17 protein-coding genes are annotated in these 15,679 nt (G+C 63.4%); 7 read left to right on the top strand and 10 right to left on the bottom strand.

Going from position 1 to position 15,679, the window contains the following annotated elements; genetic code table 11:
• Positions 1–114: 114 nt before the first annotated feature.
• The 7 genes from X727_RS155265 to X727_RS155295 are packed head-to-tail and all read left to right on the top strand — an operon-like array spanning position 115 to position 6,245.
• Positions 115–1,149 (top strand): ABC transporter substrate-binding protein, encoded by a 1,035-nt coding sequence (locus tag X727_RS155265; RefSeq protein WP_031204096.1) that lies wholly within the window; start codon positions 115–117, stop codon positions 1,147–1,149.
• 10 nt (positions 1,150–1,159) lie between these two features.
• Entirely contained in the window at positions 1,160–1,927 is a 768-nt protein-coding gene (locus tag X727_RS155270; protein WP_023833991.1) for an ABC transporter permease, read from the top strand.
• Positions 1,927–2,598 carry an ATP-binding cassette domain-containing protein gene (locus X727_RS155275; protein ID WP_031204093.1) on the top strand — a complete coding sequence of 224 codons (672 nt, stop codon included), beginning with the start codon at positions 1,927–1,929 and terminating at the stop codon, positions 2,596–2,598. The genes X727_RS155270 and X727_RS155275 overlap by 1 nt, the downstream gene beginning before the upstream one ends.
• A complete protein-coding gene (locus X727_RS155280) occupies positions 2,595–3,770 on the top strand; it encodes a branched-chain amino acid ABC transporter substrate-binding protein (protein ID WP_023833990.1) in 1,176 nt (391 codons plus the stop codon). The genes X727_RS155275 and X727_RS155280 overlap by 4 nt, the downstream gene beginning before the upstream one ends.
• Positions 3,770–4,720, top strand: coding sequence for a PQQ-dependent catabolism-associated beta-propeller protein (locus X727_RS155285; RefSeq protein WP_245274137.1), 951 nt, complete (start codon positions 3,770–3,772; stop codon positions 4,718–4,720). The genes X727_RS155280 and X727_RS155285 overlap by 1 nt, the downstream gene beginning before the upstream one ends.
• Positions 4,717–5,442, top strand: coding sequence for an ATP-binding cassette domain-containing protein (locus X727_RS155290; protein WP_023824782.1), 726 nt, complete (start codon positions 4,717–4,719; stop codon positions 5,440–5,442). Before X727_RS155285 ends, X727_RS155290 begins: the two co-directional genes overlap by 4 nt.
• Positions 5,439–6,245: an ABC transporter permease gene (locus X727_RS155295; protein ID WP_023681112.1), complete on the top strand. Its 807-nt coding sequence runs from the start codon at positions 5,439–5,441 to the stop codon at positions 6,243–6,245. The genes X727_RS155290 and X727_RS155295 overlap by 4 nt, the downstream gene beginning before the upstream one ends.
• A 1-nt stretch (position 6,246) precedes the next feature.
• Here the strand turns inward: X727_RS155295 and X727_RS155300 are convergent, their stop codons facing one another.
• Genes X727_RS155300 through X727_RS155345 form a run of 10 tightly spaced genes read right to left on the bottom strand, consistent with a single transcriptional unit; the run spans position 6,247 to position 15,475 of the window.
• Positions 6,247–6,663 (bottom strand): c-type cytochrome, encoded by a 417-nt coding sequence (locus X727_RS155300; protein ID WP_023712217.1) that lies wholly within the window; start codon positions 6,661–6,663, stop codon positions 6,247–6,249.
• A complete protein-coding gene (locus X727_RS155305; RefSeq protein ID WP_023833988.1) occupies positions 6,644–7,522 on the bottom strand; it encodes a cytochrome c oxidase assembly protein in 879 nt (292 codons plus the stop codon). Before X727_RS155305 ends, X727_RS155300 begins: the two co-directional genes overlap by 20 nt.
• Complete coding sequence (locus X727_RS155310) at positions 7,519–7,860, bottom strand: hypothetical protein (RefSeq protein ID WP_023833987.1); 342 nt, start codon at positions 7,858–7,860, stop codon at positions 7,519–7,521. The genes X727_RS155305 and X727_RS155310 overlap by 4 nt, the downstream gene beginning before the upstream one ends.
• Positions 7,860–8,465 (bottom strand): cytochrome c oxidase subunit III, encoded by a 606-nt coding sequence (locus X727_RS155315; protein WP_023712215.1) that lies wholly within the window; start codon positions 8,463–8,465, stop codon positions 7,860–7,862. Before X727_RS155315 ends, X727_RS155310 begins: the two co-directional genes overlap by 1 nt.
• On the bottom strand, positions 8,462–10,432 hold the full coding sequence (gene ctaD / locus X727_RS155320; RefSeq protein WP_023681117.1) for a cytochrome c oxidase subunit I: 1,971 nt from the start codon (positions 10,430–10,432) through the stop codon (positions 8,462–8,464). Before ctaD ends, X727_RS155315 begins: the two co-directional genes overlap by 4 nt.
• Positions 10,429–11,442, bottom strand: coding sequence for a cytochrome c oxidase subunit II (coxB, locus tag X727_RS155325; RefSeq protein ID WP_023729516.1), 1,014 nt, complete (start codon positions 11,440–11,442; stop codon positions 10,429–10,431). The genes ctaD and coxB overlap by 4 nt, the downstream gene beginning before the upstream one ends.
• Positions 11,439–11,972: a c-type cytochrome gene (locus X727_RS155330; RefSeq protein ID WP_023833986.1), complete on the bottom strand. Its 534-nt coding sequence runs from the start codon at positions 11,970–11,972 to the stop codon at positions 11,439–11,441. The genes coxB and X727_RS155330 overlap by 4 nt, the downstream gene beginning before the upstream one ends.
• Positions 11,969–12,760 carry a substrate-binding domain-containing protein gene (locus tag X727_RS155335; protein ID WP_023826386.1) on the bottom strand — a complete coding sequence of 264 codons (792 nt, stop codon included), beginning with the start codon at positions 12,758–12,760 and terminating at the stop codon, positions 11,969–11,971. The genes X727_RS155330 and X727_RS155335 overlap by 4 nt, the downstream gene beginning before the upstream one ends.
• A gap of 58 nt (positions 12,761–12,818) precedes the next feature.
• Positions 12,819–14,696, bottom strand: a complete 1,878-nt coding sequence (locus tag X727_RS155340) for a methanol/ethanol family PQQ-dependent dehydrogenase (RefSeq protein WP_023681121.1) — start codon at positions 14,694–14,696, stop codon at positions 12,819–12,821.
• Entirely contained in the window at positions 14,693–15,475 is a 783-nt protein-coding gene (locus X727_RS155345) for a heme-binding protein (RefSeq protein ID WP_023833985.1), read from the bottom strand. The genes X727_RS155340 and X727_RS155345 overlap by 4 nt, the downstream gene beginning before the upstream one ends.
• Positions 15,476–15,679 lie beyond the last annotated feature (204 nt).

Raw genomic sequence — 15,679 nt, 5'->3', positions numbered from 1 at the left:
TGCCATACGAGCTGAAAAACGGACCTTAGGTGCTTTCCCGTTAGTTCCATGCACCATTGAGGAACATTCCTGCCGCCACGGCGTTAGGAAAGTTCCTTCACACCCGGTGCGCCCGTGCTGACTGCTACCCTTCCAGGCGAATGGCTGACCCGGCATGATCAGGGTCACATCTCGCGGCGGGCCGCTCTTGCGGGTATTTGTTGCTGGCTATTGGGTGCTTCCGCAGAAGCCGCGCCACAGCCATCGCCGCTCGTGCGATTTGGCGTGCTGGGATTTGGCACCGCCGCCTGGGAAGTTGACGTCATGCGGCGACATGCGTTGGACACTATGCACGGCGTATCAATCGAGGCTCAGCGGCTTGCCGGTACCGAAGCCGGTAAGACCGCATTGCTGGCGGGCAGCGTCGACGTCATCGTTTCGGACTGGGTGTGGGTCATGCGCCAGCGCAGCGAAGGCGCTGATCTGGTCTTCTATCCCTATTCTCGTGCCGTCGGCGCGCTGGAACTGCCGCAAGGCTCGCCCATTCGAACTCTTGCGGACCTCAAGGGCAAAAGGCTGGGGATCGCAGGTGGTCCGCTGGACAAAAGCTGGATCCTGTTGCGCGCGCTCGGCCTCCGTCAGGTGAAGCGCGATCTTGCTGAAGAGGTGGAGCCAGTGTTCGGCGCGCCGCCTTTGTTGGAGCAGGAATTTCTGGCGGGGCGACTGGATGCACTGCTGACGTTCTGGAATTTCGCCGCCCGTCTCGAGTCAGAGGGGGCAAGGCCTCTGCTCAGTGTCGCGCAAATCCTGCAGGGGCTTGGCGTATCCGTGGACTTGCCGATGCTCGGCTACGTCTTCCATGAAAGCTGGGCGCGGGCCAACCCGATAGCCCTCGCGCGATTCACGAGCGCGACCGCGGCAGCGAAGTCGCTGCTCGAGTCTTCGGACGACGAATGGCGGGTGCTCGCGCCCCAATTGGGCACGGACGATCCTCACCTACAGGCGGCGTTACGCGCCGCCTATCGAGCCGGAATCCCTCGTCGGTTCGGCAAAGACGAACGTGATGGCGCGGCCCGGTTGTTTGCAATCCTGGCCGAATTGGGCGGCGAGGATCTGGTCGGCAAGGCGACGAGCCTCGATCCTGGTGTCTTCCGGGCCATACCGGCTTGAGCTCGCGCCAATGACCGATGTCCCAGCGTTCCCCATCACAATGCAGCGTTCGCAATCCACTGCGGCATTGCTGACCATGGTGCTCGTCTGGCAGATTGCATCATCGATCGCCGCCGATCGCCTGTTTCCTGGTCCGGTCCAGGTTGTTTCGGTTCTCCTGCACGAAGTGGTTCGGGGCGAGCTGCCATACCATTTGGGCATCTCGCTTGCGCGCGTCGTGGCAAGCCTCGGGTCGGCAATCGTCATTGGCGCGGCCCTTGGCTACGCGGCAGGCCGCTCGCACAGAGCCGACATATGGATGAGGCCTTGGATCGTGTTACTCCTCAACATGCCGGCGCTGATCACGGTCATTCTAATTTATATCTGGCTTGGTCTTGCCGAGACTGCGCTTGTCCTTGCGGTCGCGCTCAACAAGATCCCCAATGTCGTGGTGACTATTCGTGAAGGCGCCAGCCGGCTGGACAAGGACTTTGCCGAAATGGCTGAGCTCTATCGCTTCGGGCGTGCTGCAAAGCTGCGGCATGTCGTGCTGCCGCAATTGGCGCCGTTCTTTCTCGTCACCCTGCGCAGCGGGCTGGCATTGACGTGGAAGATCGTGTTGCTCGCCGAACTGCTCGGCCGCTCCAACGGCGTCGGGTTCCAGCTACAGGTCTATTTTCAGAACTTCGACGTCACCCACATCCTTGCCTATGCGATCAGCTTCGGCGTTGTGATGCTTGCCATAGAGTATGGACTGCTTGTGCCGTTGGAACGTCGTCTGTTCGCCTGGCGACGCTGATGCTGAGGATCAGGATCGAGGACAAGACTTTCCCCGGTGACGACGGCCAGCGCCGGACGATCTTTCGCGCGCTGTCGCTTGATATAGCCGACGGACAGGTCTGCGTCCTGACCGGCCCTTCCGGTGTCGGCAAGTCGACGCTGCTGTCGATCGTTTCGGGCGTCGACCGCGAATTTCGCGGCAGCGTGAGCGGACGACCGCTTCCGATAGGCATGCTGTTCCAGACACCGAGGCTGCTGCCCTGGCTCACCGCCTTGCGCAATGTAGAGCTGGCCATCCCGGATCGCGCGCCCGATGCGGCCCGGTGGCTTGCCGCTGTCGGCCTGAAAGGCAATGAGAAGAGCTATCCGCAGCGACTCTCGGGCGGTATGGCGCGGCGCGTAGCGCTTGCCCGGGCGCTCGCCGTGGAGCCTGCGCTCCTGCTCCTCGACGAGCCATTCGCTTCACTCGACGAGGCGACCGCGCAAGCCATGCGCCGCCTGCTGCAGGATTGTTTCGCCAGTCGGCGGACTACCACGCTGCTGGTTACGCATGATCTCGCCTATGCCTCGTCGCTGGGGGATCGGGTTATTGTTCTGGAGGGATCGCCGGCGCGCATCGTGCGCGATGTCGCAATCTCTCGTGGCGATGAAGCGGGATCGTCGCGCTTTGGGCTGGGGGCGACACAATGAGACTGTTGCTGGGCCTTCTCTTTCTTTTGCTGATCACCGGCCCTGGCGTCACCGAGCAACAGACGATGGTGATCGGGTATATCGGCCAGGAGCGCAAACCGGCTCTGCCCCTTGGACCCCTTGATGAAACCGTCACCGACGACGGCCTGCAAGGCGCACGGCTCGGCATTGCCGACGACGAAAGCACCGGCCGGTTTCTTGGGCAGAAATTTCGGCTGGAGGAAAGGATATTGAAACCAACCGAAACGCCGGACGACGCGGTAAGACAATTCGCCGATGCCGGCATCGCCTTTGTCATCGCCGATCTCGACGCCCGTCAGCTTCTACAGGCCAGTGCCGCGCCCGGTGCCGAGCAGATGACGTTGTTCAACAGCCGGGCGCCGGACGACGAGCTTCGCCAGCAGGACTGCCGTCGGAACGTGCTGCACACGATCCCGAGCCGCGCCATGCTCGCCGACGGGCTGGCGCAATATCTCGCCTGGAAGCGCTGGCAGCGTTGGTTCCTGCTTGTGGGGCCGCATTCGCAGGATCAGGCGATGGCGGCGGCCTTTCGACGGGCGGCGGCTCGCTTCGGAGCCGAGATCACGATCGACCAGCCGTGGACATTCAGGCCCGCCAACGGACGTGCCGATACAGGGCATGTCACGCTGCAGACCGAAATACCCGCGGTCACGCAGGTCAGCGACTATGATGTGCTCGTGGTCGCCGACGAGGCGGATGAATTCGGCGCCTATCTGGAGGGCCGCACTGCGCTGCCGAGAATCGTCGCCGGCACGCAAGGGCTGGTCACCACAGGCTGGAGCGCTGTCAGCGAGGAATGGGGCGCCACGCAATTGCAGGACCGTTTCCACAGGCAGGCAGGGCGCTGGATGTTGCCCAGCGACTACGCGGCCTGGCTCGCTGTGCGCAGTACCGGCGAAGCGGCGACGCGCCTGCACAGTCTCGATCCCGCGGCAATCGGCAGATATATACGCGGCGACGCGTTTCTTCTCGCTGGCTTCAAGGGGCAGGGGCTTAGTTTCCGTCCCTGGGACGGACAGATGCGCCAGCCCATTTTGATCGCCGGGCCTCGCCTCTTGATTTCCAGCTCACCGCAACCGGGCTTCCTGCATCAGCGCACGCCGCTCGACACGCTGGGCATCGACCTGGAGGAGAGCACATGCAAGTTCTGATGACGCTGTTGTTGGCGGCGTTCGCTCTTGCTGCTCCCGCCGCCACCGAGACCATCTACGTTTCCAATGAGCAGGATAATACCGTCGCGGTCGTCGACGGCGTGACAATGACTTTGCTGGCGACGATCGATGTCGGCCGCCGTCCGCGCGGGCTGGCGCTGTCGATCGACAACAAGATGCTTTTCGTCGCGGAAGGCGACGACAACCGCATCGACGTGGTCGACGTCGCGAAGCGGCGGGTCGTCGGGGAACTGCCTTCGGGAGCCGATCCGGAATTCTTCGCAGTCCATCCCGATGGCAAGCGGCTGTTCGTCGCCAACGAGAATGACAATCTGGTGTCGGTGGTGGACATCGCCGCGGCCAAGGTCATCGGCACCGTGGATGTCGGCGTCGAACCGGAAGGAATGGCGGCCAGCGCCGACGGCCGCTATGTCGCCTGCACTTCGGAGACCACCAGCATGGTGCATCTGATCGACGCAGGCACGCTTGAACTCGTCGACAATCTGCTGGTCGATACCCGGCCGCGCGCGGCTTTATTCTCGCCGGACGGTAAGCAATTCTGGGTGTCCTCGGAGATCCGGGGCACCGTCACCGTCTTCGACACGGCAACGCGCGCGCAGACCGGCAAAGTCGAGTTCGAGGTGCCGGGTATACGACGCGAGGGTGTGCAGGCGGTCGGCATGGCGACGTCCCGCGATGGCACGACCGTCTATGTGGCGCTCGGCCCCGCCAACAGGATTGCGGAACTCGATGTGAAAACGCTGGCGGTCCGTCGGCTCTACCTTGTTGGTCAACGACCCTGGCACGTTGCGCTCTCCGGCGACGAGAAGCGCCTGGTCAGCGCAAACGGGAATTCCGGCGATATTTCGTTTATCGATCTGGAAAACCAGGAGGTGGTGAAATCGCTGCCGGTGGGGCGGGGGCCGTGGGGCGTCGTGATCGGGCCATGAACGCCTTGTCGGTCGAGAATCTGGGCCATAGCTTCGGAAACCGGCGGGTTCTCGACGGCGTCTCTTTCTCTGTGGCCCAAGGCAGGATGTGCATCTTGCTAGGCCGCAATGGCGCCGGCAAGACGACGTTGTTCTCGCTGATCACCGGTCTTTATCACGCCCGCTCCGGCTCGGTGCATGTCTTCGACCAGGCGATGGATGTCAACCCGTCCGCCGCGTTGGCGCAGATGGGCGTCGTCTTCCAGTTGCCGACCCTCGACCTCGATCTGACGGCCGGCGAGAACCTGCGTTACCACGCGGCCTTGCATGGGCTTAGCCAGGCCTTGAGCAAGGAGCGCTCCATCCACGAACTCGGCCGGCTGGACGTGCTGGACAGGATCGACGATCCTGCCCGAGCGCTTTCCGGGGGGCAGCGTCGCCGTGTCGAGATCGCACGTGCTCTGATGCATAGCCCACGCCTTTTGCTGCTGGATGAGCCGACCACCGGGCTCGACGTGCCGGGCCGCCGCGCGCTCGAGCGGCACGTGCGGGAGCTTTGCCGCCAGCGCGGCATTGCCGTTCTGTGGGCAACACATTTTCTGGAAGAACTAACGGCGGATGACGATGTGGTGGTGCTGCATCGAGGCACCATGCGGTGGGCCGGCCGCGCCGATCGCCTGGCTACCGATCTCGGTGTAGCGAGCACGGGCGAGGCCTTCGCGTCGCTGACGGAGTCCGAATGAAAACGTCTCACGCGGTGCGCGCGCTCAACGGCATCCTGCGCAGGGAGATGCTGCGCACGTTGCGGCAACGCGGCCGGCTGCTCTCGGCGATGGTACGGCCGCTGGTCTGGCTGGCAATCTTTGCCGCTGGCTTCCGCTCCGTTCTCGGTCTGTCGATCACGCCACCCTACCAGACCTATGTTCTCTATGACGTGTATGTGGTGCCCGGGCTAGCGGCCATGATGCTGCTCTTCCATGCCATGGCGAGTTCGCTGGCCATGGTCTACGATCGCGAGATGGGCAGCATGCGCTTGTTGCTGACCGCACCATTGCCGCGCTGGTACCTGCTTGCGGCGCGCCTGCTGGCCAGCGTGATCGTCGGCGTGCCGCTGGTCTATTTGTTTCTGTTGATCGCGCGTTTCTGGGATGTGCGGCCGCCCGTTCTCGGCTACGTCGCGGTATTTCCGGCGCTCGTGCTGGCGGGCCTGATGCTTGGCGCGTTCGGCCTGCTTGTCTCCTCGGTTTCGACACAGATGGAGAACTTTGCCGGTGTCATGAATTTCGTCATCTTTCCGGTGTTCTTTGCCTCGACGGCGCTCTATCCGCTGTGGCGGCTTGCCGAGGCGGGACCGGTGCTGGCAACAATCGCCGCCTGGAACCCGTTCAGCTCGGCGGTCGAGCTGATACGCTTCGCGCTCTATCTGCGGTTCGATCCTGTCGCGGCGATTGTGGTCCTTGGCTGCCTCATCGCCTTCTTCCTCGCGGCGGTCATCGGCTACGATCCCGGCCGCGGCTTGTGGTCCCGGCGCGGCGGCGAGGGCTGATTTACCTCAAAGCATAGAGATAAGCGGCGATGTCCCGCGCCTGTTGCTCGGTGATCCTCGTCGACGGCATGGCCGTGTGCGGATTGACTTCCCTCGCCGAGCGTATCCAGCGGATCATGTTCTCCGGATTGTTTGCCAGCAGGCCACCGATAAAGACCCTGTCGGCAAGGCCACCGTCCAGGCGGGGTCCGACCTGGCCTTGCGCACCCGGCACGCCGGGTATCGTATGGCAGCCGGAGCAGCCATTCGCCGTCATGATCGGAATGGCGCGAGCGCCTACGCCCCCGGTCGCCGCATCCGACTCGTGCCGGACACGGTCGCGCCGGTCGGACCACAAGGTCGCCGCTGCCACAGCCGCGGTCAGCAGCAGGATTGCGGCAAGGGCGCCCCCGATCAGCCTACCCAGGTCGGAGCGCATGTGTTGCCTCCCTGGTTGCGCTGCTGCTTATCCAAAGGCCGGCGAGCAGCAGGGCGGCGCCGCCATAGATCAAGCCGGCCGGAACCCACATTACCAATCCGGCGAGCTGCTGGTCCTCGATCGCGGTCATTCCCCACAACGCGGCGCCGGCGCCATTCTCCGGATACCAGAGTTTGGGCGACATCAGCAGCAGGACACCGAGCAGGCCGGTATGAAGCGAGGTGAAGAAAAGATGCATGACGGAGCTGCCATAGGTCTGCTGTCGACCGGGGCGCGGAAGGAGCGCCCACCAGAACAGCAAGGCTGTGCCGAGGAAGCTCGCATGCTGGGCATAATGAAGAAAGCCCTGCTGGAGCGCTGCCTGGAACAACGCCGGAATGTGCCAGATCCAGATGGCGACGCCGTGAATGATCGTCGCGTTGAGGGGGCGGATCACCAGGGCCCAAACCGATTGCAGCGTCTTTGCGCGCGTGAGCTTGCCCGTTCCGCGGCGAAGTGAGGCCGGCAAGGACCAGAGCAGGACTGCGCCTGGGCAAGCGGCGACAAGGAGGGGCGCCGCCACCGCCATCAGCAGTTCATGCTCGATCATATGGGCGGCAAACACCCGCTCGCCGAGCGCGTGGATGGGGCTGACCAGTGCTGCCGTCAGCACGCCCCAACCGGCGGCGAAAAACAACGCCTGCCGCATCCGCTCGGGACGGCCTCGGCTGCTGCGGCGCCACAACCGAGTCGCTCCGATGGAATAAAGGAAGGCAATCGCGGCCAGCGGAAACGTGATGGGAAATGCGAGCGTCCATCCGGCCTCGGGCGCGCCGGCGCCGTAGCAGATCGAGGTCGAGAAGAACGCGTCGAAGCTCATCGCATGCACTCGTCGAGAATGAGAGCCGCGCTGCCTTGCATGATGATGACGAGGGCAAACAGCAATGCCGCAAGCATGCCGAGATCGGCGACGAACTGCTCGGTGCTGCGCGTGCGCTCAGGCTTGAAGGCGGCGCCGCCCTGCCGCTTCGCCCGCCATGACAAGGCACCGCCGAGCAGCGAAAGCACGGCGAGCACCAGTGCCACGGGAAGCACCACCGGCACCTGGCGGTTGCACTGCCATGGTACGAGTGCGTAGTTCAGCTGCGTCGAGATTGCCCAAGCCATCGGCCCCGACAGAAGACCACCCCAGGACGTTCCCATTTTCAACGCACGCATCAGCCTAGCCTCGGCATCCAGTAGATGAGCAGATAGATCGGGATCCAGGTCAGCACCACGAAATCCCAATAGAAGACATTGTCGCCGACATCGCCGAAGCGCCGGCCGCTATAGCCATGGCGTGTGAACATCAGCACCGTCAAAACGATGGTGTCGCCGACATCGGTGATCAGGTGTGTGGTGTGCAGCCCGAGCAGCACCCAGAGCATCGAGCCGTAGGCGTTCGTGTCCCAGTAGATGTTCAGCGCGGGGAATTCGAACCAGCGCACGACAAGCGGGGCCAGACCGAGCAGCGACATCACCACCAGCCCGATCCGCACCGGAACGATCGCGCATTGCTTGGCATGGCCGTGGAGGATGTGATTCGGCACCACGCTGATGATAAACAGGATGGTGACGATCGTCCCGGGCCAATGGTCGGGGTGCGGGGCGCTTAGACGCCAGTTGGGCCACAAAGTGGCGAGATAGAGATAAGCGCCCGCGGCCAACGCAAAGCCCATGCCTTCCAGCGCCATGAAGCCGAGCGTTCCCCACCAGGTCGGGCTGCGCGGACCATGTCCAAAGGTTGGGAGGTCCGAAAGATCCAAGCTGGGACGCTCACTCATCCCTCATCCTCCGGGTCGTCCTTGGGCCAGAACCAGCCGATCAAGGTGATGGCGATCGGCGCGGCGCCCCAGACGATCGCCCAGGGCGTGAAGATCGAATAGACAAACGTACCGCCGACGGCGATTGCCGCCAGCAGCGGCCAGATCGACGGTGTCGCCGATTTCTCGCGAATGTCGGGATGGGCTTCCGCCACGGTTGAGATCAACAACTCACGGACATCGACGCGGAGTCCGGTCGCCACAGGCAGCGCCTCGCGTTCGGCCCAGAGCGGCTCGACATGTGTGACAATCGGTATCCGCGCGAAATTATAGCTTGGCGGCGGCGAAGACGTCGCCCATTCGAGCGTACCGGCATCCCAGGGATTGTTTCCGGCCAGCGCGCCCTTCAACGCGCCGTGTACAAGATTGAAAGTGAACAGTACGAAGCTGAGGAAAAAGAGCACCGCGCCGGCGCTGATGAACAGGTTGATGTTGCCCCAGCCAAGCTCGGCCGGATAGGTGTAGACCCTGCGTGGCATGCCCCAGAGCCCGACGAGATGCATTGGGAAAAAAGCCGCGTTGAAGCCGATGAAAGCCAGCCAGAAATGCCAGCGCCCGAGACGCTCGCTCATCATGCGGCCGCTGATCTTGGGGAACCAGAAATAGGCCGCGCCCAGCAGCGGGAAGACCGAACCGCCGATCAGCACGTAATGGAAATGGGCGACGACGAAATAGGTGTCGTGCACCTGGAGGTCCAGCGGCACCGAAGCGAGCATGACGCCGGTGAGGCCGCCGATGACGAAGATGAAAAAGAAGCCGAACACGAACAGCAGCGGCGTGCGGATCACCGGCCTGCCGTCCCACAAGGTCGCCAGCCAGCAGAAGATCTGAACGCCATTGGGGATGGCGATCAGCATGCTCGACGCGGTGAAGAAGCTGGCGCCGAGCTTGGGTAGTCCCGTCGCGAACATGTGATGGACCCAGAGGCCGAACGAAAGGAAGCCGACGGCGATCAGCGACAAGACCAGCCCGAGATGCCCGAACACGGGACGCCGGGCGAAGACCGGAATGATCGCGGAGACCATGCCCGTCGCCGGCAGGAAGATGATGTAGACCTCGGGATGGCCAAAGAACCAGAACAGATGCTGGAAGAGCAGTGCGTCGCCGCCCTCGGCCGGGTTGAAGATATGTGTGCCGACCAGCCGGTCGAGGATCAGGAAGGTCGAGGTGATCATCACCGCGGGCATGGCGAAGACGACGACGAAGGAGGTAACCAGCATTGCCCAGACGTAGAGCGGAATCCTGTCCAGCGACATGCCGGGGGCTCGCTGCTTGAACACGGTGACGATGGTTGCCACCGCGACGGCCAGGGAGGATACTTCTGTATAAGTGATCATCTGGGCCCAGACGTCGGCCCGCTTGCCCGGCGCGAATTCGGGGCCTGACAGCGGCACATAAGCAAACCAGCCGACGTCGGGCGCCATGTTGAGCGCGAAAGACACCCAGGCGAATATGCCGCCCGAAACATAGATCCAGTAGCTGAACGCATTCAGGCGGGGAAAGGCGATGTTGCGGCTGCCGACCATCAGCGGGACGAGATAGATGCCTGTCGCCTGCACGATGGGCACGGCGAACAGGAACATCATGGTCACACCATGCATCGTGAACAGCTGGTTGTAGAGGTCCGGGCCGATCAGACCGCGCTGCGGCCCTGAGAGCTGGATGCGCATGGCGACAGCGTTGAGCCCGCCCAGGCACAGAAACACGAAGGCGGTGATCAGATAGCGCCGTGCGACGACCTTGTGGTCGACGCTCGACAGCGCGCCGATGATGCCGGGGGGCGTGCGCCATGTCCGCGCCAGCCAGCGATCCAGGCTGGCATCGTCCATGCCGGTGTCGCGCGGTCCGTCATGCTCGGGTGCGACGTCGCCTGTGGCGGGCGTTTCGCGCGGCAGGTCGCGTTCGCTTGTGAGATCCGCGCTGCTCATTTAAGCGCCTCGAGATAGGCGACCATGGCGTTGAGTTCGTCGCCGCTGAGTTCCACCACCGGCATGTGGGATCCGGGCTTGATGCCCTGTGGGTCGGCTATCCAGGCGGCGAGGTTGCCGCGGCTCATCGTCAATGTCCCGGCGGCAAGCGTCTGCCGGCTGGCTATATGGGTGAGGTCGGGGGCGACCGTTCCTCCGGCAGGCGTGCCGCCTATTCTGTGACACATCACGCAAGGGCGCTTCAGAAACAGATCCTGGCCGGCCTTGGCCTCGTCCCCCGTCGGAGTAGCTGCCGGCTGCAACTGGTCGTTCCACCAAGCGTCGAACTTCGCACGCGGCTCGGCGATGATGAAGGTACCCATGTTTGCGTGCTGCGCCCCGCAGAACTCGGCGCATTGACCTCGGTAAACACCAGGCTTGTCGGCCTTGAGGTCGAGCACGTTCATGTGGCCGGGAATGAGGTCGAGCTTGCCCGAAAGGCTCGGAATCCAGAAGGAATGGATGACGTCGGTCGAGGTCAGAAGAAGCCGCACCGGTTCCCCGGCGGGGATATGAATCTCGTTCGCCGTGGTCAGGATGCGGCTTGGCGTGGCATCCTCATAGCGCACCTCCCACCACCATTGATGGCCGGTGACCCGAATGGTCAGCGCGGCATCCGAGCCGATCGCGGCGAGCGTCCTGTTGGCGAAGAAGCTCAGCAAGGTCAGTCCGATCAGGACAATGGCGGTCAACCCGACGGCGGTCATCACCGCGCGCAGCTTCCGGTCGTCGGCGCCGGCCTCGATCGCGAGCGGCTCCGCCTGCGCGCGCGACCGCATCATCAAGGGCACGACGAGGGCGATCATCACCAGCACCCACACCACGGCGCAGAGCGCGGTGAAGAACCAGATCAGCCATGCCAGTTCGCTCGCCGCGGGACCTTTCGGGTCGAGGGCGGATTGCCAGCCCGCGCATCCCTGGAGCAACAGAGCGCCGGCGGTGGCGAACGCCATCGAGACGAGACGTTTCACGGCGACTTCCCCAGCGTGGCCGCGTCCGGCATGCGGTTTTCCGACGGATGCGCCATCATGTCGTCATTGCGTTGCGGCGCGGCGGAAGACGGCGCGTTGCCGCTCAGCGAGCGCACGAAAGCCGCAAGCTCCCAGATCTGGTCGTCGGGAATCTTGTCGCGGAAGCTCGGCATGCCGTTTGGCCGACCGTCGCGGATCGTGGCATGGATGCTTTCGATCGAGCTGCCATAGAGCCACTTCTGGTCCATCAGGGCCGGCCCCATGCCGCCGCCGCCATTGGCGTGGCATCCCGAACAGTTGAACCAGCCGAAAAGCCGTTTCCCTTCGCTCATGTGGAAGGCGTTGGCCTCGAAGCTCGCCGCCTTGTTGTCGCTGGCGGGGGGCCGCTGTCCGCCGGGCTCCAGCGTGGTCACAGGCGTCGGCTGCTCGCCCGATCCGAGCGCCGATTGCGGGCGCGTGTCACGTTCCTCGCGCTGGCAGGCAGCGAGTGCAAGGATTGGAAACAGGAGCATGGCCACAGCGGCTCTCATCGCACCGGGCTCCCCGAGGCATCGAGGCGCGGCACGCCATATTGTGACAGCAAGGCATCTATCTCGACCTTGTGCCTGGACAGGGCGCCATTGACGTCCCCGCGCAGCGCATCGTCTTCGCGGCGGACGCCCATCGAGATGTCGTAGATCATCGGCAGTTGCGGTCCGTCGATGCGGGGCGCAACCGGCGTGATGCGGAGCGGCACCTTCTGCCTGGCGGCGAAGTAGCCGGCGAGGGGGCCCCAGACCACCGCAAGGTCGATCTCGCCACTCGCCACCGCTTCGACGATGCGCGCCGGCGGGTTGGGGGCGGAATAATCGCCATACACGGGATAGCCAACGAGGTGCCCGACGATACCGCGGCGGCCAAGCGCCTGGACCGGAGGCGAATTGGCGCCATCGTCGCCGATGAGCTGAACACCGATCCGCATGTCGCGCAGCCGCGGATCATTGAACGATGCTACGTCGGGGCCGTCCCTGCGGGTGACGAAGACATAGGACGATCGGTAGTAGGGCGTGGTGGTGCGCAGCATTTCGAGGTTGCTCGGCGTGCCCGGCACGAGATCGCACAGGCCCGCCTTCAGCGTGTTGCGGATGAAGCCGCGACGCTGCGCCCACCAGGTATAGGTCAGCTTGGCGCCGAGATCGGACGCAACGATTTCGGCGATCCTGTTCTCGAAGCCCTGACCTGCCGCGTTGGAGAACGGCAGGTTGTTCGGATCGGCGCAGACCCTCAGCTCACGTGCGTCGGCTGTGGCCGTCAAGAAAACGAAGGCGATCGCGGCCATGCCGATCGCCAGCCGTTGACACCCCTTTCGCGCCGGACCTACGGTCAAGTACAATCCATCAAGGCAGCCGGAACACATAAAGCGTGCCTCCCGAGGTTGTCGCGTTCTTCAGATCCTTCATGGCATTGACGAAACCGAGCGCGGCGGTGGCGTCACGCGGGTCAAGATCGCCCGATACAATGGCGCCGGCCCAGCCGCCGACACCTGAGAGGATGGCGACATATTGGTGCCCGTCGGGACCGCGATAGGTGATGGGCTGGCCGATGATCCCGGACGAGGTCTTGAACTGCCAAAGCAGGTCTCCGGTCTTGGCGCTAACCGCCTTGAACCAGCCTTCCATCGTGCCATAGAAGACAACGTCGCCGGCGGTCACCACCGCGCCGCTCCACACCGGGAAATTCTCCTTGAGGCTCCAGGCGGGTTTCTCCGCGGCGATGTCCCAGGCGGTGAAGGCGCCGCGATTACCGCCGGGCCCTGGTATCATGCGGACGTTCATGCCCACATAGGGCGTGCCGGCGATGTAGTTCACCTCGACGCCTTCTTCATCCATGCACAGATTGTTGTGCGGGATGTAGAGCAGGCCGGTCTTCGGCGAGAACGCGGAAGGCTGCCAGTCCTTGAGGCCCGACGCCGTCGGACAGATATCGCGAACGACCTTGCCGGTGCCGGTCTTCTTGTCCGGGTTTACGATCAGCCGACCGGTTTTCAGATCCACACCTTTGCTGGAGTTGACCGGACCAAACGGTTTTGCCGACAGCACCTCGCCGGTTGTCCGGTCGAGGATGTAGAGATAGCCGTTGCGCTCCGGCCGGATCAGCACCTTGCGCGGCTTGCCCTGCCAGGTCATGTCGAGCAGGATCTGCTCGTTGATGCCGTCATAATCGTGGAGGTCATGCGGGCTCCACTGATAGAACCATTTCGCCGCGCCGGTGTCGGGATCGCGCGCGAAAATGCCAGACGTCCACTTGTTGTCGCCCGGCCGCAAATCCGGATTCCATGGTCCGGGATTGCCGGTGCCGTGGAAAATCAGGTTCAGATCGGGATCATAGGAAATCCAGCCCCACATGTTGCCGCCGCCGATCTTCCAGGCTTCCGGCGGCCACGTCGTGACGCCAAGATCCTTGCCTTTGTCCATGTCGTAGTGCGGCTTGAAGTCCGATCCGATCAGCACGTCCTTGTCCGGCCCGGTGCTATAGGCGATCCAGACGACATGACCGTCGCCGGCGTCGAGCGCCTTTACCCAGCCGCGAACGCCCATCTCGCCGCCGGAATTGCCGACCAGCACTTTGCCCTTCACCACAAGCGGCGCCATGGTGATGGTCTCGCCGATGTTGATGTTGCCGACATGAGTGTTCCAGATCGGCTTGCCCGTGTTCGCATCAAGGGCAATCGTGTGGCCGTCCAGCGTATTGAAAAAGATGCGCCCGTCGGCGAATGCCACCCCTCGGTTGACGACGTCGCAGCAGGCCACCCCCTGTGCCGCCGGCTCGGGATTGGGTTCGTACTTCCACTTCATCGGGGCGCCGGGCTTGGAGAGATCGAGCGCATAGACGAAGTTGGGAAAGGGCGTCACGATATACATGGTGTTGCCGACGACCAGCGGCGCTGCTTCCTGGCCCTTGTTCACGCCTGTCGAGAACGTGAACGCGACCTGCAGGTTCTTGACGTTGCCTTCGTTGATCTCGGAGAGTTCGCTGAAGCGCGTCGACGCGTAGTTCTTGGCCGGCATCGTCCATTGGCCGTCATCGGGTGGCGAGGCTGCGGCTGGTGGTACGATCGCTGGTGTTTTAGGTGGCTCGGACGCAGCGCCCAAAAGCGGCAGGCAGGCGAGCAGCGTCACCAGAAGGATAGCGCCAAAGGAATTCCCGGCAGCCAATTTGCGGGTATGGCGTTCTACGTCAACGCGCGTTAATGCCAACTGCGGCATAGCTTTCATTTATTGATCGAGCCTCCCACGCCGGCGCCGAGTTCGGCCGCGATGTCGGCCTCCGTTCCGGCACAAAGCGGATGGCCCCAGCCCGAAGCGCTTTTGCCGCCGGGGTCCAGATCGTAGACAATGGCATCCTTGCGATTTGGATTGACGCCTGCCGGGACCTTGTCGAAGCCGAGCGCCGCGCGGATACGCCAGGCCACATTGTGATCGGCGCATGAGGAGTCGCCTGAAACGCCGAGGCCGCCGACAATGCTCTTGCCGTCGTAGAGGGCAAGCCCGCCGCCAAACACCACGACGCCTCCGATCGGCTTGCCGACGAGCGGGTCGCCGGCGCTTCCGAACGTTTTGGGATCGCCCGTATAGGCCGCGGCCTGGTTGACGGGATTGGTCTCCTGCAGGCCAAATAGCGGCCCGCCCGGCTGCACCCCCGCATAGAGATTGGCCGTAGAGAGGGCCATCTGAGCCAGGCTGAGACCGTTGGCCGTGTTGGCTTTCTCCGCTGCTATGAGCCGACTTCCCGGCCATTGCGAGTCGGGGGTGGGGCCGCTGAACGCAATCGCGCAGACAGTGCCGTCACGGGCAACGATGGCTGCCCATTCGTTGGTTTCAAAGCCGCCATTGGCTGGTCCGCCGCTTGCCTTCACGTTGGCTTTGAGGGCTGCAAGCAGCTTGTCGTGGTCGGCCGGACAGGGTTCCTGCGCCATGGCCTCGTGCCCGTGGAACAGGCCACCCATCAGCAACAGCGGGCCAAAAAGAGGTACGAAAAGCTGATAGCGATACATTGTCCTGGCATTCGTTTACATAACAAGGACCACCCCGGCAGACCGCAGAATGCGAGGATACGTCCAATGCGTCAGTGCCTAACTCGCGTAGTGCTTCTATGTTCCTGCTTTGCATAAAATTCATGCAGTTGGATTTGGGTGCAGGTGTTCAATCAAAGCATGGGACCTGGACACCCGTGGCCACATGCCAAGCAATGAGGCAAC

It is taken from the genome of Mesorhizobium sp. L103C105A0 (genome assembly GCF_000502215.1).
Classification (GTDB): Bacteria; Pseudomonadota; Alphaproteobacteria; order Rhizobiales; family Rhizobiaceae; genus Mesorhizobium.
This window is presented reverse-complemented; position numbering and strand designations above follow the sequence as displayed.

Bases quoted from the DNA above. Each gene is read 5' to 3' on its own strand.
- X727_RS155335 (WP_023826386.1), bottom strand. From the start codon at position 12,760: ATGGCCGCGATCGCCTTCGTTTTCTTGACGGCCACAGCCGACGCACGT.
- X727_RS155340 (WP_023681121.1), bottom strand. From the start codon at position 14,696: ATGAAAGCTATGCCGCAGTTGGCATTAACGCGCGTTGACGTAGAACGC.
- X727_RS155290 (WP_023824782.1), top strand. From the start codon at position 4,717: ATGAACGCCTTGTCGGTCGAGAATCTGGGCCATAGCTTCGGAAACCGG.
- X727_RS155300 (WP_023712217.1), bottom strand. From the start codon at position 6,663: ATGCGCTCCGACCTGGGTAGGCTGATCGGGGGCGCCCTTGCCGCAATC.
- X727_RS155305 (WP_023833988.1), bottom strand. From the start codon at position 7,522: ATGAGCTTCGACGCGTTCTTCTCGACCTCGATCTGCTACGGCGCCGGC.
- X727_RS155280 (WP_023833990.1), top strand. From the start codon at position 2,595: ATGAGACTGTTGCTGGGCCTTCTCTTTCTTTTGCTGATCACCGGCCCT.
- X727_RS155345 (WP_023833985.1), bottom strand. From the start codon at position 15,475: ATGTATCGCTATCAGCTTTTCGTACCTCTTTTTGGCCCGCTGTTGCTG.
- X727_RS155315 (WP_023712215.1), bottom strand. From the start codon at position 8,465: ATGAGTGAGCGTCCCAGCTTGGATCTTTCGGACCTCCCAACCTTTGGA.
- X727_RS155295 (WP_023681112.1), top strand. From the start codon at position 5,439: ATGAAAACGTCTCACGCGGTGCGCGCGCTCAACGGCATCCTGCGCAGG.
- X727_RS155310 (WP_023833987.1), bottom strand. From the start codon at position 7,860: ATGCGTGCGTTGAAAATGGGAACGTCCTGGGGTGGTCTTCTGTCGGGG.
- X727_RS155330 (WP_023833986.1), bottom strand. From the start codon at position 11,972: ATGAGAGCCGCTGTGGCCATGCTCCTGTTTCCAATCCTTGCACTCGCT.
- ctaD (WP_023681117.1), bottom strand. From the start codon at position 10,432: ATGAGCAGCGCGGATCTCACAAGCGAACGCGACCTGCCGCGCGAAACG.
- X727_RS155285 (WP_245274137.1), top strand. From the start codon at position 3,770: ATGACGCTGTTGTTGGCGGCGTTCGCTCTTGCTGCTCCCGCCGCCACC.
- X727_RS155270 (WP_023833991.1), top strand. From the start codon at position 1,160: ATGACCGATGTCCCAGCGTTCCCCATCACAATGCAGCGTTCGCAATCC.
- X727_RS155275 (WP_031204093.1), top strand. From the start codon at position 1,927: ATGCTGAGGATCAGGATCGAGGACAAGACTTTCCCCGGTGACGACGGC.